The 17,201-nt window shown below is 66.0% G+C and carries 12 protein-coding genes; 5 read left to right on the forward strand and 7 right to left on the reverse strand.

The annotated features are described in order from the left end of the window. Positions 1-123: 123 nt before the first annotated feature. Positions 124-972 (reverse strand): cell wall anchor protein, encoded by an 849-nt coding sequence (locus tag F8M74_RS24840; protein ID WP_228560172.1) that lies wholly within the window; start codon positions 970-972, stop codon positions 124-126. A gap of 707 nt (positions 973-1,679) precedes the next feature. Then, positions 1,680-1,832 (reverse strand): hypothetical protein, encoded by a 153-nt coding sequence (locus F8M74_RS24850; protein WP_153881042.1) that lies wholly within the window; start codon positions 1,830-1,832, stop codon positions 1,680-1,682. Positions 1,833-1,989: 157 nt separating this feature from the next. On the opposite strand from F8M74_RS24850, the gene F8M74_RS24855 reads away from it, so the two are divergent. After that, entirely contained in the window at positions 1,990-2,589 is a 600-nt protein-coding gene (locus F8M74_RS24855; RefSeq protein ID WP_141341517.1) for a hypothetical protein, read from the forward strand. Between the two features lie 230 nt (positions 2,590-2,819). Here F8M74_RS24855 and F8M74_RS24860 read toward each other — a convergent pair whose 3' ends face one another. Continuing rightward, the gene (locus F8M74_RS24860; protein WP_228560174.1) at positions 2,820-4,292 is read right to left on the reverse strand and encodes a S28 family serine protease; all 1,473 of its coding nucleotides are present in this window, start codon (positions 4,290-4,292) and stop codon (positions 2,820-2,822) included. 655 nt (positions 4,293-4,947) lie between these two features. Between F8M74_RS24860 and F8M74_RS24865 the strand changes: the two genes are divergently transcribed. Then, the gene (locus tag F8M74_RS24865; RefSeq protein ID WP_216620699.1) at positions 4,948-5,304 is read left to right on the forward strand and encodes a hypothetical protein; all 357 of its coding nucleotides are present in this window, start codon (positions 4,948-4,950) and stop codon (positions 5,302-5,304) included. A 439-nt stretch (positions 5,305-5,743) separates the two neighbouring features. Here the strand turns inward: F8M74_RS24865 and F8M74_RS24870 are convergent, their stop codons facing one another. After that, positions 5,744-6,625, reverse strand: a complete 882-nt coding sequence (locus F8M74_RS24870) for a LysR family transcriptional regulator (protein ID WP_141258825.1) — start codon at positions 6,623-6,625, stop codon at positions 5,744-5,746. A gap of 154 nt (positions 6,626-6,779) precedes the next feature. Here F8M74_RS24870 and F8M74_RS24875 point away from each other — a divergent pair, with 154 nt between their 5' ends. Both F8M74_RS24875 and F8M74_RS24880 read left to right on the forward strand, forming a co-directional pair. Further along, a complete protein-coding gene (locus F8M74_RS24875) occupies positions 6,780-7,433 on the forward strand; it encodes an ankyrin repeat domain-containing protein (protein ID WP_228560176.1) in 654 nt (217 codons plus the stop codon). Next, entirely contained in the window at positions 7,433-7,894 is a 462-nt protein-coding gene (locus F8M74_RS24880; RefSeq protein WP_141258824.1) for a nucleoside deaminase, read from the forward strand. The genes F8M74_RS24875 and F8M74_RS24880 overlap by 1 nt, the downstream gene beginning before the upstream one ends. A 261-nt stretch (positions 7,895-8,155) precedes the next feature. On the opposite strand, the gene F8M74_RS24885 is transcribed toward F8M74_RS24880, so the two are convergent. Then, positions 8,156-8,407, reverse strand: a complete 252-nt coding sequence (locus tag F8M74_RS24885; RefSeq protein WP_141258823.1) for a hypothetical protein — start codon at positions 8,405-8,407, stop codon at positions 8,156-8,158. Between the two features lie 99 nt (positions 8,408-8,506). Here F8M74_RS24885 and F8M74_RS24890 point away from each other — a divergent pair, with 99 nt between their 5' ends. After that, positions 8,507-9,025, forward strand: coding sequence for a TlpA disulfide reductase family protein (locus F8M74_RS24890; protein ID WP_141258822.1), 519 nt, complete (start codon positions 8,507-8,509; stop codon positions 9,023-9,025). Positions 9,026-9,236: 211 nt separating this feature from the next. Here F8M74_RS24890 and F8M74_RS24895 read toward each other — a convergent pair whose 3' ends face one another. After that, the gene (locus F8M74_RS24895) at positions 9,237-10,652 is read right to left on the reverse strand and encodes a hypothetical protein (protein WP_141258821.1); all 1,416 of its coding nucleotides are present in this window, start codon (positions 10,650-10,652) and stop codon (positions 9,237-9,239) included. Between the two features lie 93 nt (positions 10,653-10,745). Continuing rightward, entirely contained in the window at positions 10,746-16,781 is a 6,036-nt protein-coding gene (locus F8M74_RS24900) for an RHS repeat-associated core domain-containing protein (protein ID WP_141279587.1), read from the reverse strand. Between the last annotated feature and the right edge of the window lie 420 nt (positions 16,782-17,201).

Here is a 17,201-nt window from a genome sequence, read left to right on the forward strand (position 1 = left end):
GCCATTTCGGACCTCATGCGCCTGGCACGAAAGGAATTCCGTGCCCTACAGCATCGTCCCGACGTCCTCCGCTCCTTCTTCGAGCACGCTGGGCTCCATGTTTAGCGGACTCGTCGAGGCGGTTTAGAAGAAGCTCCCGACGAGGTCGGAGACAGTGGAGAAGGCCGCGCCGACCTGACTCACCACCGGGATGTTCGTGGCCGCGAGCACGGATCCTGCGGCGGTTGTCCACGCTGTTATCTTCTTGCCTGGGCTGGCGTCCTTGGAGTTGGACGTCGCGATGGCTGTGGCGATGTCGAAGGCGGCGATGGCGACGTTCGCGCCGGGCACGAATCGTCCCGTGAACTTGGCCAGCTTTCCGCCTGCGGCCTTGGCACCCTTATCGATGGCCGCCTCGAACGCGCTGTCCGCGGTCTTCTCGGCGCCTGTCTTGATCCCCTTGTTGAGCCGCTTCTGTGCCTTGTTGTTGCTGTCGTCGTGCGCCTTGGCGGCGATGTCCGTTGTGGAGGACCGACTGGCCTTCTTGAGCGCGTCGAACTTCTCAGCGGTGCCCACATCCCCGGCGTCCGCATGGTTGAACGCCTTCATGGAGAGGTTGTGAGCAATCTTGAGCCGCGCCTTGAGGCCCAGGTCCGGGGCGGCGGCCTTGAGGGATTTGTTGGCAGCCCGGGTCGCGCTCCCGTACTTCTCGAGGTCTCGTGCTGTCTCGAGCCCCGCCTTCAGGGTCTCGGTTGAGGTCTTGCCCGCACTGGCGAGCGCATCCAGGGCTTCGCTTCGCTCCTGGGGATTGCTGCTCGACAGCCCCCCGGTGGCGACGGCCTTGTAGGCATCACTCACCTTCCCATCGATGAGGGTGTAGGCGCCGACGCCGCCTTTGATGGCCGTGTTGGCCTTGCCCAGCCTTCCTAGACCATTGTCCAGGTCCTTTGGGTTCTTGCCGCCCTCGATGGACTTGGCGAAGTTGTCCTTCACGCCCTCCTTCATTGTCTTCGCGAGACCGTGCCCCGCGCTTCGGTTGTCCTTCCAGGTCTGGACCCGGTCCTTGCCATCCTGGAGCTGCTGGCGGACTGTTACCGTCGTGTCCAGCGGTTTGGGATACGTCTCCCAGCTCTCGAGACCCTTCGGCTTCTGCTCCTCTTTCTTTGGGGCCGCGGGAGCTGGCTGTGTCTGGGGTTTGTCGTTCTTGGGCTCATGTCCGGGGACGTAGGGCCCCATCTGCAACCGAGGGAGCGTCGTCCCGGGGCTCGTTGGCCTGAAGGAGTCCTTGGGCGGCTGTGTCGCCGCCGGGGCGGGCTTCTGTGCGGCCGGCGCGCGCTTCGACTTGGGCGGCTGTAGGGTCGCGGGCGGAGGCTTGACGGGAGGCGGCTTCGGCGGGTCTCGGCGGATAGGGGGCGGCGGCATGTGGAGGTTCCTCTCTTCGCTTCGCGATGGGCATGGAAGACGTCGCGCCATCTGCCAGCCGGCGAATGGCTGCCCATGTGCTCGAGGAGAAAGAGGGAAGGCGCCTACCGGCGTCCCAAAAATCTCGGCTCAGGAGGCTCTCCAGCGCGAGTGGGTTGTGCGTGAGCAGCGGCGACAGGTTCCGCCGTGCTCGTAGCCAGCACCGCGTGCGGCTCGAAGGGCCATGGTGAGCTTGCCCTGGCTCCGTGGCTCTCCCGCACTTCATGTGAAGGGGCGGCTCAGGCGGCCAGCAGCACGCGGCGACGCAGCAAGTTAAAGCTGGCGCGACCGTACATCTGGCGTTTGAGGAACTTGAGCTTCGTGATTTGCCCCTCCGTCTGGGCGTTGCTCCAGCAGGTGGTCAGCGCGGCCTCTGTCGTCTTCTTCTCCATCAGCAGACTTGCTTTCTATCCGAACGAGCCTGTCCGACTCTTCCGGGGGGCTACACCAATGTTGGTCGATTTCACGCAACGGTGTCGCACGGCCTGTCTCTTCCAGTCAGAGGGGGGGGGGGCATGGGTGCTCCCCGAGGACTCCTGGGAGGACGACATGAAGGCGGCGACACGGTACCTGGTGCTTCTATCCATGCTGGTGGTGGGCTGTGGCGACTCAAGCGAAGGGGAGGGGGACGGAGGCGGAGGCGGAGGCGGAGGCGGCTCGGACTCCGCGCTCAAGTGTGACACCGTGAGTTGGTGCAGCACGTGGGATGCGGACGGCGGGGAGGTGACGGATGCTCCCCCGCTGACTGGGGGGAAGCTGAGCGACGGCCTTTATCGCAGGGAGCGCGGTTCCAGCTATCCGTTCGCCATGCTCATCAAGGGGAAGTCCGTCCTCCTGATTGAGGCGGACTTGAGGAACGATTTGGGGACTTGGAAGGTGGAGAACGACCGTCTGGTCATGACCATCACGAGCCGCTGCTCAAACACCGAGAATGAAACCGCGAACGAATCCTGGACCTGGAATCACGCCTTCGCGGTCAAGAACGGCGTTCTCTATACGAAGGATTTGACCTGGGACAGGCCCGTCGTCGCCTGGCGCAAGGTAGAGTCGCTGTGTGAGGAGTCCGCCTCGTTCAAGTGCATGGTGAGCAGCTGTGCCTGTGAGTTCAAGACGAACACGTCCCTCCTGGGTCAGAAGAGCTGCTTCTGAGCGCGGACATCACGGGCCTGGAGTGAGGGTCGATCCTCCAATCACGGAGGGGCTCCGCCGTGGGGCCTCCTGAAGCACGTGGTCCGCTGCCGTGAGGTTCAGTTCCCTGGCGCCCGCCGTGAGGGGGTGGGCATCACCGGCGGGCCCTTGGGGGCCAGGAGCGACTCCGCCATCGTACTGCGGTTGGACGCGTGGCTTTCCAGGCGGATGACGCCCGATGACCACGCGCCTCACTCACTCGCATTGACGCGCTGCTGAAGGTGGCCTCGTGGCACCCATGGCGCAGCGGGCTTCGAAGTCGCCGCCTCGGTCGCATGCTCGAGTGCCTGCGCGCGAACCTCCGCGGAGGGAACGCTCATGCCCATCCACGTGAAGAGGCGCTCCAGGACGAGGGCCCGCTCGGGCTCGGCAAGGCTGCCGATGCTCGCACCGTGGTTGCCCTCCGGAGCGAAGAAGCGGAACGCGTCGTTGTCCTCGCGCACGGAGAATGCCGTGGCGGAATACGGGTCATTCTCCCCGTAGATGAAGAGCATCCGCTTGCCGTGGTTGCGGACCCAGTGCTCCACCCGAAGCATGGCCCGCATGTCGAACGGCTCCGTCACAGGGAAGCTCACGTACACGTCGGGCGTGTTCTCCCCTGGGTAGCGCAGAAGCCCTCGCAGGTGCTTCGCGGGGTAGCGCGACCAGCCCAACTGCGTCGCGGCTTGGTAGTAGGCGTACTCGAAGGGGGCGATGAAACGGTCCGAGTAAGTGAAGGCAACGCCGACGACAGCGTCCAGGAAGGCGAACGTCTCCGCCGCCGGCGCGCCGGGCGCGGGAATGCTCGCGCAAGCGGACGCGGTGCCGTACTGCCAGAAGTAGAAGGATGCCTCGACAGCGGAGAACTCCAGCGCGCGGTCCGGACCGCCCACGACGGTGAAGCCGGTGTTCCACTTCGTACCTAGCGCGTCCACGAAGGGCAGCAGCTCCCCGCGGCGTAGCAGCACGTCCTGCTGGAAGGCCTCCAGCTTCGCGCGGCAGTCCGCATCCCCCAGCTTCGCGAGGAAGTGGACGTAGCGCACGTCGCGCAGCCCATGGTTGCTGGGCGCGACATACGGCAGGGTGGCGTCCACGTCATCCGGGTAGAAATGGCGGTGATACACGGCCGTCACTCCGCCCTTGCTGCCTCCGGTGGAGAGCCAGCGCGCGGGGTACAGGGGTTTGAAGGCCTGGACGGCGCGGTGGCTGTCGCTCGCGGCCTGGTAGATGGTGAGCAGCCGCGTATCCCGGGATGCCGGCACGGATGTCCCCATGAAGCGGTGCTCCACGGAGAGCTGGTTGGCACTGAGCAATGCGGTGGGCTCGGCCTGCCAGGGCCTGGTCGCCAGCATGTAGCCCTCGGTGGAGAGCACCATGGGCGCGTCCACCGAGCGGTGAAGGAGCGTCATCCGGAGCTGGAAGCGCTCCCCTTGGGGACGCTCGTGGTCTGCGGGCTGCTCAAACTGCAGCAAGAAGAAGCGTGTGCCCGGAAAGGGCGAGGGCTGCTCGAGGACAACGCTGAGCCCGGGAATGGATTGGAGGCGGGCGAGGATGTCCTGTGGCTCCGCCGCGGTCTCGAGCGCGGCCACGGACTGCTCCGCGGGGGCGGACTCTGCGAGAGATGTGTCCCCACACGCCTGCAACACCATGGACAGCAGCAAGGCCGCCCGGTGAGTCTTCGTCATGCGATACACCTGGGGGACTTCGAGGTGCCGTTCAAACGCATACCGGGCACCGCCATATCGGGCATGCCGGACACCAGCCCAGGAGTGTTTGATGCGAGAAGAGGACGCGCGCGACGCCAGCGTCCGCTGGCGACGTTGCCGCCACGACGACTGGCGAGACGACGTGCCCGTGCGTGTGCTCAGCGCGAGATGACGAGGCACACCATCTGAACGGCTACCTCGTGACAGGGCGCGGCAGAATTCTGGCTTGTCAGCTACGGCCGGCAAGAATGGCAAGATGCGGGTCTTCATGACTGCGCTGGTGGAGACGATGCGCTCGGCCCTGCGGAGCCACTTGGAGTTGGAGTTGCGGGAAGTCTTCGGACTCCACCACCGGTACGAGCGCCGAGCTGCGTAGGGCCTCGGCCCCTCCCAGCAACGGCCTCACGGACCTGTCCCTGCCGCTCGTTGTGCTCATCGCTCACCGAAATGACGCAGCGCCTGAAAATCTCCAACGCAAGGCGTCAGGAGCAGGCACCTATTGCATTGTCAGAAAAAGGTCGCTCCAGGAGCCACCAAGATTTCGGATGCATTGTCAGAAATAAAATCCTGCCGTAAGCTGGTATAGCCGGATTAGCCGGCTTAGTATGTGCGTCCCCCTGATTGGAGTACACCCATGCGTTTGATTGCATCCATGCTTGCTGCGACTGCCCTTCTCGTTGGCTGTGGAGGCGAGGAGCAAGCTCCGGAGACCCTGCAGGAGGCGCCAGTGGCGCCCGCGCCGCAGAAGGATGGCGAGGGCTCGGTGACCGCGATGGCGGGCCCGTACTACTACGCACAGACGTGGGACAACGGGAAGCGGCTCACGGTCTGTGCCAACGACCTGACGGTGCGCCGCTCCAACGGCTCGACCTGTACGCTGACTTACGGGCAGACCTTCACCGTGTATAGCGGTGGCAGCGAGTGGGTTCCCGGCCACGCCTGGGGCAACTGCAACGTGGACGGCCAGGTGCAGAACGGCTGGTTCTGCTGAGACCTGTCGTCCCGGGGCCCGCGTGTGGCGCTTCGCCTTGCGCGGGCCTCGGTCCCTATCAGAATCCACGCGCACGCCGGCGGCCTTCACCCTGTCCCCAGGTATCGCGCGCACGCGCTCGGAGGCGCTCAGGGAGAAGCTGGACTTCGATTGCGCGGAGGCGGAGCGCGAAGCGGCCTGTCGCTTCGAGGCGCGCTACCGGCTGCGCAACGGGACATCCGAGGCGGAGGTCATCGATGCCGCCTTCCTGGGGCTCCGTATGTGCGAGGTGTGCGTACGATTCGACGAGGAGCCTCTCCCGGTGACGGAAGAGCAGGTGGACCGGAGCGGCCCCACGTCAGGATCCGGGGAGACCGCACCGGCGCGGTCGTCACCGGAGAATGCGCTCGGTCGATGTCGCCAGCCACGCCCAGCGGCGTGGTTCCCGTTCACCACGTCTTCAAGCACGAACCGCAGCTTCTGCACGCTGGGTGCAAAGGTCGGACAGTTCGTCGCGCAGGGTACGGCCGACGGCGCCGAGATTCGAACGGGCGTAGAGGGCAAGCTCGAGCCCGTCTACGGTAGGAAAGCCATCCTTCTCGCCCAGCACGCGATGGCCGGACTGCACGCTACTCGCAGGTAACAGGCTGATGCCGAGCCCAGCGCTCACCGCCGCGCAGAGGCTCGCGAGGCTGGCACTCGAGTAGCCAATCCGCCAGGCACGCCCGCGGCTCTCCAACGCGTGAATCATGTCCTGCCGATAGAGGGCCCCCACGGGGAACGCCACGAGCGGCAGAACATTCGTGCCACCCTCGCACCTCGCCGTCACCGGCTGCGCCGCGCTGTCGAGCCAGCACAGGGGCTCCGCCCAGCGCGCATGGGAATCGCTGTCGGCGCCCCACTGCTTGACCAGCAACAGATCGAGCTCGCCGTTGCGGTAGAGGCGCAAGAGGTGGTGGCTCAACCCGCACTCGACCTCCAGACGCAGGCGCGGTCGCTCAGCTGCGAAGCGCGTCAGCAGCGGCATCAGCACTTCGCCCCCGAGATCCTCGGGCACGCCTAATCGCAACACACCGCCGCTTCCGCCGGGGTTCAACGCAACGGCCGCCTCCTCGGCCAAGCGAAGGAGCCGCTGCGCATAGCCAAGCAGGCGCTCCCCCTCTTCCGTGGGCACTACGTGGCGCTGGCCGCGGTTCAGCAGTCGGCAACCCAGGCTCTGCTCAAGGCGAATGAGCTGCTGGCTGACTGTCGATTGGGTCAGGTGCAGGCGCTCACCGGCTCGGGTGAAACTTCCCGTTTCGACGACCGCGACGAAGGTTCGCAGCAAGAAGAGATCGAGCATTCGGGTGTCTCCACGAAGAGCTCTCGGTCGAACTATTCAGAACTCCACTATGAGTCATTCTAGTATTTCGTTTTCGTATGAAATGGCAGGGTATTAGAGCACCTCGTCAGGAGGTGAAGTCGTGTCCCTGGCGAACATTTGGAGGGTGATGCTCATGACGCTGTTCACGATGGCCTGCGCAGCTTCTGCGGGAGCGGGGAACGGCGGCTCTCCCGAACTGCCCGAGGCGCTCTTGCAGGCCGCGGAGAAGGGCGATGCGGTGACGGTCTCCGAGCTGCTGCGCCAGGGGGCGGCCGTTGACGCCCGGGACTCTGCGGGCAACACGTCGCTCTTGCTGGCGACCGACGGGAACCACGTGGCTGCCGTCCGCGTCCTCGTCGAGGCAGGAGCGAACGTGAACCTCCAGAACCGCCAGCTCGACAGCGCCTATCTCCTGGCCGGAGCGCGGGGGTACTTGGAGATCCTGCGCCTGACCTTGAAGAACGGCGCCGACTTGAAGAGCACCAACCGCTACGGCGGCACCGCGCTCATTCCGGCCTGCGAACGCGGCCACGTGGAGGTCGTGAAAACGTTGCTGCAAGCCGGCGTCGATCCGAACCACGTCAATCGCCTGGGCTGGACTGGACTGCTGGAGGCGATCCTGCTCAGCGACGGCGGGCCACGTCACCAGGCGATCGTACGTCTCCTGATTGACGGCGGTGCCGACGTCAACGTGGCGGACGGAAGCGGCGTCACGCCGCTCCAGCACGCCCGCGAGCGCAAACAAGACGCGATTGCCAAGATGCTCGTTGCCGCCGGAGGTCGCTGATGGATCCGTCCGCCGAAGAATTCATGCGCGAGGCCATCGCCCTGGCCCGCGCCAACGTCGAGTCTGGTGGCCGTCCGTTCGGGGCCGTGCTCGTGCGCGACGGTCGGGTGATTGCGCGCGCGGTCAACGAGGTCATTCAGACGAAGGATCCCACCTCCCACGCCGAGCTTCTGGCCATTCGCAATGCGAGCCAGAGCCTCGGTAGCGCCAGCCTGAGCGGCTGCATCATCTACGCCAGCGGTCATCCCTGTCCGATGTGTCTGGCCGCCATGCACCTGTGCGGTATCCAGGGCGCCTATTTCGCTTACTCCAACGAGGAGGGCGAAGCCTTCGGCCTCTCCACTGCGTCGCTCTACGCACAGTTGGCCCGCGGGCCCCAAGCCCAGTCCCTCGCCTTGCGGCCTCTGCGCCCGGCGGACGAGCATGGACTGTACGACGAGTGGAAACGCCAGCAGGAATGACTGATGGTGTGCGATGTCTTGCGGCCCTTCGCTCGGAGCGAGCAGCCCGCGCGACAGCGCGCGGTTGTACATGGGGCCCCGGGAATATTTCAATCAAAGGGACGAATGATGGATGTGCAGGTTTGTGCACACCCGCCCATTCGTTTCCGGTGCACGGGGAGTTGTTGGGCCCTGTCGTCGTCCTGAGCGAAGCCCGCGCCCGGCACTTGCTGCGCGAGTCCAGCGCTACCGCAACGCGCGCCGGACATGCCCACTGCTCGGTCAGGATACGCACGACATGCGTGAGGTGCTTTGCCTCGCGCCGCGGAGAGTCTTCGGGCTCCATCGCAGGTACGAGCGCCGAGCTTTGTAGTGCTTCTCCTCCGCGATGCTGCTCCGGGGGAGGCCATTGTATTCGTGGACCGGGTACCCCCCGGTGTCGTCCGGCAGCGAGATGCGCACGCGGGTGCTGGGGGCGAAGAGCCGCCCGGCGTCGAGCACGAAGTCGAGCCCGAGGAGGACACGACGGTGCATGCGTGAGACCTTTCGTGTGCGGCAGTGGTGCCCCGGAAGGACACGGTGGGTGCCGCCGGAGTTCCCGCGCGGAAAGTAGATGCGCGGGCGTACTTCCGTGTGCATAAAGAGCCCATGCGCCGTCCCTTCTGCGCCCCGCTCCTGCTCGCGCTCGCCCTGCTGGTGGGGGCGTGTGACCGCCATGACCGCTATGATCGCCCCGGCACGCCGGTGCCGGAGAGCCTGAGGGCCGAGACGCTTGAGGGCGAGCGCATCGACCGGGCGGCGCTGCTGGGCCGCCCCTGGGTCATCAACGTGTGGGCCCCAGGCTGACACGCCTGCGCCCGGGAGTTGCCCGAGCTCGAAGCCCTGAGGAGTGAGTACGAGGCGCGCGGCGTCGGTTTCCTCGCGCTCTCGCTCAACCCCAGCGAGGCGCGCAATCGCCAGGCTGCGGCTGCGCTGGGGGTGCACATGACCGTGGCCACGGCGAAGGGCGAGGTGCTGGGCCCGCTGCGCATCTCCACCGTACCCGCCACCGTCTTCATCAACCGCGAGGGCGTGGTGGTGGCGGCCGTCAACGGCGAGCGCTCGCGCGAGTTCTACGCGCGGCGCCTGGAGGCGCTGCTCGCTGCTCCGTAGCCGCTGGAGCGGGTCCGCTGCCGTCTACCAGGGCCGTCATGACGCGCGTCTTGACGCAGCCTTGGCGCGGGCACGCCGCAGCGACCAAAGTCTGGGTGGGCACACGATGTGGACCATCGCCGAGCACCTGGACGCAAGGTGCGCAGGGGCACGTCCCATGGACGTGCCCCCATTCCCTCATGTGCGCCGCCAGGTCCTCAGCGCGCGGTGCTCAGCGGCACGGGCTGGCGATGTCCGTCACGCTGACCAGGTTGATGGTGGTGGAGGCGCTCCTGTCCGCCCAAGCCCATGCGATACGGTGGTTGCGGCCAGTTCCCTTCGGGTTCGCGAAAGCCACGTTGCGATAGTTCAGTGACTCGGTGAAGGTCACGTTGGGGTTGGAGGAGATCGCGCTGGCGCTGAACCGCCACGCACAGATGTTCTCCACGGTGAAGGAGGCGCGGGCGAGCGAGGAGAGTGTCTTCACCCTGCCGCCGTAGCCACCTTCGTACATCATGGACCACCAGCGGCCGAAGTCATTGGGGGGGTCGTTCTGGGAGTTCCAGAAGTCCCGATGGTGGTAGACCCACCGGCCGGTTCCGGCGCCGTTGCTGCTCTGATTCAACAAGGCCCAGCCCTCGATGCTTCGGCCCACCGGGCCATGGGTCGCCGACCAGTGGTTGGGGACGCAGCTGCCGTCCTGCACGGATTTCACGAGCACGGGCATGGAGATCTGCGCGCCGACCCCTGGCCCGTTGGTCGTCCCCGGGCTGGTGCTGAGGAGGGGCACGCTCCGGTTGTTCGTGCACTGGGTTTCGAAGTGGTATTGCCAGAACCCCTTGGCGTTATCGACATTCACCATGAAGGTGGAGGGGTTGAAGGTGGCCTCCTGGATGCGGATGACGACGTAGTCGGCGCTCGGCTTTCCGTTCTCTCGATAGACATAGAACGAGCTCACGAAGTCGAACTCCGCCGTCTGGGACCTTCCGGAGGCAGCGCTCCAGTTGTCGGAGTTGGTGAGGTAACGGGTATACGACTGGTTCAGGGTCCTGATGCCATACATGACCCCGGCGGGAGGAATCAGCCCAGGCCCCCCCAGGGCGCGGGCGGCCCGGCGTCCATGGGATTCGAGCAGGGCAGCCCAGTCATGCCGGGCGCCATCACCCTGGGACGTTGACGATGGGGCCCTGGCCTGGACGGGGATAGGGGATGGCTTGCCATTCGTGGCTTCGCCAGCCTCGCCTCCAGAACCCGAGTGCTGCTGCGCGGCGGGGTCGTCGATGGGCGCGGCGAGCGCGGTGATGACATAGCTGGAGGGCGTGGACGCGCCCAGGTCGCGGGACACCATGAGGGCGCTGCGCTCCCCATCAACCTGGCAGCCCACGAGCTTCGAAAGGTGTTGGTGGGCATGTGCGTCCGGGTGGCTCAGCACGAGCGTCTTGCCCTCGGCCAGGGCCGTGCGCAGCAAGGGCTCGTACTGCTCGGGTTTCGTCGTGAGGCAGTCGACCCAGCACACCTCCGCGGCTTCCAGCCCGTCTTGTCCATTCCTGACGGAGAGCTCGCCCACGTCCTTCAGGGCATTGAAGTCCTGCCCCGTTGTGGCTCCCGAAAAGAGGATTCTCGGCTTGGTGCGTGTCGTCGATTCCATTCGCGTTTGACCTCCACGTTGTTGCACTTCGTTCAGTCCCGGCGGACCGGGTGCCGGGGGCATCACGACTCCCTGGGAGCGCCAGCGCGTCGCTCACTTCATGCCGGGCAGCAGGTACTGCTCCGCGTGCAGGTAGCTGAGCGTGTACCCGAACGCGGTGCCGAACGTGCCGCCCAGCGTGATGGCGACGAGCTTGCGCATCCCTTCGATTTCAAGCTGCATCGTCGGGCCGCCCGCGACGTTGTAGGTCGTCCGGCGAAGCCCGTCCGCCAGGCCATCCAAATCATCCAGCGAGCGAGCCACGCGGCTGAGCGCGGCCTTCCCTCCGCTGGCCACCACGCTGCCCAGCGCGCCCGCCGCGCCGCCGAATATCGCCGCGAAGGTGAGGTCCGCGCCCAGTGGCGCCCCCGCGACGGCGTTTCCAATCATTTGGCTGGCCAAGCCGGACACTACGCCACCAATGAGGTCCACCCCCGCGCGCAGGCCGATGTTCATCATGCTGCGTGTCGCCAGGCTGAGCCCCGTGGCCGCCAGCTCCCCCGCCGCGGAGAAGCCTCCGGCGATGGCCCCGGCGGCGGCGCCAATGCCCACCTGGGTACCCCAGCCCGCCCAGCTGAACTCCTTGCCGGTGGCGCTCGTGCTGATGTTGTAAGCGAGCCCCCCGAGCCCCGCGCCCACCAGCCCGCCCACGGCCATTCCCACTGCGACCGCGGCGACGCCTTGCAGCCCCGGAACGAAGGACAGCGCGATGCCGCCCGCGATGAGTGCGATATCCACTGCGTAGGAGACAATCTCCTCCCAGTTCTTGGAGACCCAGTTCGGCAGCGTGTTGGTGAAGAAGTTCTTGATGCTGCCGAACAACCCGAAGCCCGACGGGTCCAGCAGCGTCATCGGGTCATTGAGGACGTAGGCGTAGCGATTGTACGCCCCCATGTGTTCCTCGGGCGCGCCCAGCTGCGTGTCGGCGGTGATGAAGCCGCCCATCAGCGGGCTGTAATAGCGCGACGACGCATAGTAGAGCCCCGTGCTGTCCAGCTCGAGCCCGGTGTACTTCCGCCGGAAGTCGTCGCTGCCCGAGCGCAGCTTCGGTGTCCCGAACGGGTCATAGTCCATGGCGCTGGACACCTGCCCTTGCTCGTTGGTGACCAGCGTGGTGCTGCGGGTGTTGCTGACGTGGAAGTAGCGCGTGCCCGGTGAGGGGACGCCCGTCTGTCCCTTCGGCGGCGTGCCCGACTCCACGAGAGTGACGGTGGCCACGAGCTGCTCACCCTCCAGCACGTAGCGGGTGTGCTGCCGCGCTCCGTTCGCGAAGGCGACGACCTCGAAGCAGGGGGCCACGTAGTACGTCGTCGACCCGGGCTCTGCCTTCGTCAGTCGCCGCCCGTCCTGGTCATACGTGAATCGCACCTCGCCCACCTGTTGGAGGCGCCGCTCGCCGTCATAGCCGAAGTGGGTGGTGACGCCCTGGTATCGCAGCTCGACCAGGCTCCCATTGGCGTCGTAGCGGGTGTGCAAGACATCCGAGCTTGCCGGGGAGATGCCACTGGAAATCTGGTGGCCCGAGCGCTCCATTGTCAGGTCCGCCTTGCGCGTGAGGCTACAGGCCCCGTCGTAGGCGAAATCCTGGACGCCGTAGCTTCCACCCTGGGCCTTCACCAACTGCCCCAGGGCGTCATAGTCGAAGGTCTGGCTTCGCGGGGCCTCCATGCGGTCCCGGACGGCGCCCACCTGCCAGAACGCATCCCACTCCAGCGTGGTGGCCGAGACGGGGTGCTCGTTCTTGTCGAAGACGTCCTGGGTCAGCAGATGTCCGTCCGCCGTATAGGTCCAGGCCGTGCGGACGCCGTTGCCATACCGAGCCACCCCAGGGGCGCCGTTCACGGTGAAGTCCGACTGGACCAGGTGCTCCTTGTCACCCTCCGTCACCTTGAGCAGGCGCTGGAGGGCGTCGCGCTGGTAGCGCACCTCGGTCTTCGCGGCGTCCGGGTAGACGACGCGCGAGACGAGGCGTGTGGGCGTGAAGTCCTGACCCAGAGTGTAGTCCGTGCCGTCCAGCGTCAGCTTGACGGACGTCGTGTTGCCGTCCGCGTCGTGGCCATAGACATACGCCGAGCCATCGGGGAGCTGGACGCTGGTCAGCAGGCCCAGGGAGTGTGGGCTGGTCTGCTCGTCATAGGTGTAGTGCGTCTGTTCATTGCCCACCTGCTTCGATGTCAGGCGCCGGAGGGCATCGTGTCGGAAGGTGGTGACGTGACCGGTGCCGTCGGTGTGGGTCCAGGTCCGTTGGTCGTCCTGGTAGGCGTAGGTTTCTCGCGTGAAGGTGGTGCTGCCCGAGCAGGTGGTAATGCGGGTGTGGCGGTCCAGGCCGTCGTAGGCGAAGCTCGTCTCCACTTTCGGGTCCGTCGCGCTCAGCCGCCGGCCCAGGGCGTCGTGGGTGAATCGAGTGGTGGTGCCCCGACTGTCCTGGAGCTCTTCCAGGCACTGCGTGTCCCCGAAGAAGCCGTGGGTCAGCGTCCGCGTGCGCGGCTCCCGCGAGGTGGCGCCCTCGGTGAGGACGACCCGATTGGCGCGGGGATACTCGTAGGTGGTGACATTGGGCGCGCTGTCGGCGCTGGAGGTTTCCCGGCGCACCACGCGCTCGTACTCGTCATGGGTGAGCGCCTGGGCGCGCTTGGGCGTGTCGCCACTGAAATAGGGCAGCGTCTGTTCCACGGGCTGGTCGTGTGCGTCGAGGACGGTGTCCTCCAGAATGGCCCGGCCAACGAGCGCCCCGTTTTCCTGTCCCTGGTTCGCCGTCCGCGTGACGCGCCCGAAGCCATCTACGTATTCCGTCCGCACCGACCAGACGTCCCGGTCCCACTCCTGGCGGGTCAGCGTCTTCCGGTACCGCCCCGTCGAGTCCTGCCCACGCTCGATGCGCATCGTCGCCACGAGCGAGCCATCGGGCGACGTGCGCTGGGACTCCGCCGGACGGCCCAGCCCATCGTGTTGGTGGACCTCCCGTAAGCCGTTGGGCTGCGTCTGGGAGGTCAGAACGCCCGTGCCGGCGTTGTACTGGAACTCGAACTCCACGGCGCGCCCCGACGCGGTGGGCGGCAGCACGCGCTTGCTCGGGAAGGTGTGATAGGTGGCGTCGTAGTGGTAGGTGACGACGCCATTGCCCGGGTCTTCGATGCGGGTCTGGTTGCCCCAGTCGTCATACTGGTACGAATAGAGCTGCCACGTGTCGCCGCTGCTCCAACGCGAGTGGGTCTTCATGTCCCACGTCACAGGGTCGAGCGTCATGCGCTCCCACCGTAGCGTCTGATTCCCGACTGGGTCCGCGCTGAGCCTGCGCTCCTTGAGGAAGCCGAAGCGGTGCTTCTCCACGCTGTTCTCGAACACCTGAAGCGTGTGGAGCGGCGCGGAGGGGGCCCCCGTGGTGCTCTGGGTGATGGATGTGGCGTTGCCGTAGTCGTCGTACTGGAAGGTCTTGATGCGCACGCAGTCGGGCGTGTCCGACGTCGCGAACGTGTAGAGCTTCTTGCGCACCGCCGTCGTCTGGAGTTGGTGGACGCCCGCGTTGGCGGGCGTGCTGTAGTCGTACTCGGACTGGACCATGAGTGCCCGGTCCGAGGCGCGCCGGACGGTCTGGGTCTTCACTGCGTAGGTGCGAGGGAACTCCTGGTGGTAGCGCGTCTCCGTGACGACGCCGGCGGGACCTGTGTGCGGGTCCGTCTTGCTCCAGGATGCGAAGCCCAGCCAGCCACGGCCCTGGATGTTGAGCCGGGCTCCCGTGTAACTGAAGGTGTGGGCGTACTGCTGGGACTGGGAGAAGACCTGCGTGTAGGCGGACACGACGTACCGTGGGTACTGGACGCTGCGGGACGCGAAGCTCATTCCCGCTGTGCCCGTCTGGCTGGCGGGGTTGGCCGCCAAGGCATACGTGGCCCCGGAGAGCTGGTTGCTAAACAGCGACTGCGTGTCCACCTGTTCCGCGTCGGGCGTCTCGCGGCGATAGACGGTGTCGTCGGTGAGGGGTTTGTAGGAGAGCTCGAAGCGTCCTCCCAGCCCATTGGTGACAGACGCTATCAGGTCCGGGTACTCGGGAGTGGCCGCCAGCAGGTGGACCGCGCCCGAGCCATCCACGTGCAGTACGTCCGCCTTGCCCACGCCTGTCAGGCCCAGGGCCATGGTGGATTCACCCGCCGCGACGAAGGCGGGTACCTGGGACACCTTCGCGTGGAAGCGCAGGGTCCCCCCCTCGTTGACCAGTACGGCGAGCCGTTGGGCCTGGGGCGCGCCGTTACGACGGTGCTCTCCGACAATCACCAGGTCGTCGCGCCCATTGCCTGTCACGTCCGCGGGCATGAGCTGGGGAATCGTGGCGCCGAACTGGAGGCCGGTGCTCCCCAGGTCCTGGATGACGAACCCCTTGCCCGTGTTGTGTAGCGCGCGCAGGTGCAGGGTGTTCCCGTCCGTATAGGGATTGACGAGGTCGATCTGTCCATCTCCGTTCAGATGGATGGGGATGAGGCTGCCGCCCCAGGGGATGCGGGTGCCGGAAGGAAGCAGCGGCGTACTCTGGGGCTGGAAGCCCTTTCGCTCCGGCTCCGCCTTCAGCCAGGTGAGCTTGAGGAAGCCACCGTCATTGGTGGCATAGACAAGGTCCATCTGTCCGTTCCCATCGACATCCAACGGCAACAGGTGCCCCCCAAAGGGGAGGGACGTCGTGGTCAGGCCGTGAGAGGACGGGGTGAACACGCGACCATTGGAGTACAGGACGTCCAGCTTCAGCATGGACGCGTTGTTGGTCGCGTAGACAAGGTCCGAGCGACCGTCGCCATCGACATCCAGGGCGAGCAGCCGACCTCCCCAGATGAGGTTGTCGGGGCCGGCGCCGTTCACCGGACCCTCGCGGACCAGGGTCCAGCGGCCGTTGCGTTCGGTGGCCTTGAAGAGTGTCAGTCCGAGCTTGCCGCCGTTGTTGACGGCATAGACCAGGTCCATGCGTCCGTCCGCGTCCACGTCGAGCGGACAGAAAATGCCTCCCCACACCAGGGGTGTTCCGCCCAGGTCCAACGCGTGGGGGCCATCCAGGCCTGTGCGCGTGGACAGGTAGAGTTCAAGGCGGAGTTGTTGGTTGACAGCGTAGGCGTGCAGCACGTCGGTGAGCCCGTTGCCACTGACGCTCATGGGGATGCGCAGCCCTCCTTGCAGGGTGTTTCCCAGGGAGCGAGAGGGCTGCAACAGCGTGGGGTCCGACTCCGCCTGGCCCTGCCACGTGAAGGCGGTGCGGGGAAGCGACGTGTCCCGTGCCTCGGTGGAAACCGCTTGTAGCAGGGGACGGTGGGTGGTCTTGCTCGGCTGATACTCGAATCGGTACGTCCGCACGAGCGTGTCCGCGACGAAGGTCTGGACCTGGGACAGCAGCCGGGTGATGCGGATGGGATGGCCACCCACGTAGGTGGTGGCGACCTCCGGGCGATCCGTGAAGCCGAAGCGCACCTGGCGCTTCTTCGCGATGGGGCTTTTGACGTTGTCGGTGTACTCGATGAGCTTCGGGTAGTGGGCGTTGTTCTGGAGGTCCAGTTCGTACGTCACCGTCATGAAGTTGCCATGTCGGTCCGTGACGCGGTTGAGGGACCAGAGCCGAATGGCGGGGACGCTGCTCGAGGCGGGGACTCGGGAATCCACCGTGGCCCCGTACTCCCATATCTGCCCATCGCGGGTCAGGACTGTGAAGGACTGGGGACCTCGTTGGACGTCCCATCCGGAGGGATAGTGAGGGATGACCTTTCGCCAGGTCTGGATTTCGGTGTGATAGACCGCCTGGGGCTGCCCATAGGCGCCGGACACCACCATCAATCGCTGTCCATCCAGAGTGAAGCGGTCGTCGAGGTCATAGTTGACGGAGCCGTGACGTCCGTCCTGCGCGACCGTCCGGCCGGTACGGGTGATGGACGACAGGCCACTCAGGCCAAAGCCGACGCCGAGCAGTCCGTCGCCGCCGCCACTGTTGTAGGCGATGCCCAGCGCGGGGGAGAGACCCGCCGTGCCCGGAGGGACCTTGAGCTCGAAGGCATATGCCGCGCCTCCATCCTTGTCGACGTTGAACTGGTCCGTGAGCCTTCCCGTGCTGTCTGCCATTGAGAGCCTCCGTGCGGCGAGTTACGCCGCCGCCAGCGCCCCAACGGGGCGCCGTGTGGATGCGCCAGCCACGCCGCGGCGAGGAAATGACGCTCGTTGGAATGGAGATTCGACGCGAGGGAGCCGGTACTTTCAGAACAGAGACGTGACGTGGGACGTCCTTGCGATAAGTGGCCCGGAGTGGAATTGATTGTGAATCGAGCAGAGCGGTAAGTCGAGTCGATGATGCGGGGATGCGACTCGCGTACGTGAGGATTGTCGCCTGGCGATCGGACTCGTGAGTGGGTCGGGGCGTAGCCTCCCAGGTCCTGGACCGCAGCAGACATGCCGCCCTCATGACGCAGCGACCGAGATAGCCTCGTGCCTCAGCTTCTCTGAGAAACACAGGCGAAGGTGGGATGTTGCTCATGGATACATGGG

Origin of the sequence: Myxococcus sp. CA023 (genome assembly GCF_010998615.1) — a bacterium.
Classification (GTDB): Bacteria; Myxococcota; Myxococcia; order Myxococcales; family Myxococcaceae; genus Myxococcus.

Excerpts from the sequence above, each read along its gene's own strand:
- F8M74_RS24850 (WP_153881042.1), bottom strand. The coding sequence starts at position 1,832 with ATGGAGAAGAAGACGACAGAGGCCGCGCTGACCACCTGCTGGAGCAAC.
- F8M74_RS24855 (WP_141341517.1), top strand. The coding sequence starts at position 1,990 with ATGAAGGCGGCGACACGGTACCTGGTGCTTCTATCCATGCTGGTGGTG.
- F8M74_RS24860 (WP_228560174.1), bottom strand. The coding sequence starts at position 4,292 with ATGACGAAGACTCACCGGGCGGCCTTGCTGCTGTCCATGGTGTTGCAG.
- F8M74_RS24865 (WP_216620699.1), top strand. The coding sequence starts at position 4,948 with ATGCGTTTGATTGCATCCATGCTTGCTGCGACTGCCCTTCTCGTTGGC.
- F8M74_RS24870 (WP_141258825.1), bottom strand. The coding sequence starts at position 6,625 with ATGCTCGATCTCTTCTTGCTGCGAACCTTCGTCGCGGTCGTCGAAACG.
- F8M74_RS24875 (WP_228560176.1), top strand. The coding sequence starts at position 6,780 with ATGACGCTGTTCACGATGGCCTGCGCAGCTTCTGCGGGAGCGGGGAAC.
- F8M74_RS24880 (WP_141258824.1), top strand. The coding sequence starts at position 7,433 with ATGGATCCGTCCGCCGAAGAATTCATGCGCGAGGCCATCGCCCTGGCC.
- F8M74_RS24885 (WP_141258823.1), bottom strand. The coding sequence starts at position 8,407 with ATGCACCGTCGTGTCCTCCTCGGGCTCGACTTCGTGCTCGACGCCGGG.
- F8M74_RS24895 (WP_141258821.1), bottom strand. The coding sequence starts at position 10,652 with ATGGAATCGACGACACGCACCAAGCCGAGAATCCTCTTTTCGGGAGCC.
- F8M74_RS24900 (WP_141279587.1), bottom strand. The coding sequence starts at position 16,781 with ATGGCAGACAGCACGGGAAGGCTCACGGACCAGTTCAACGTCGACAAG.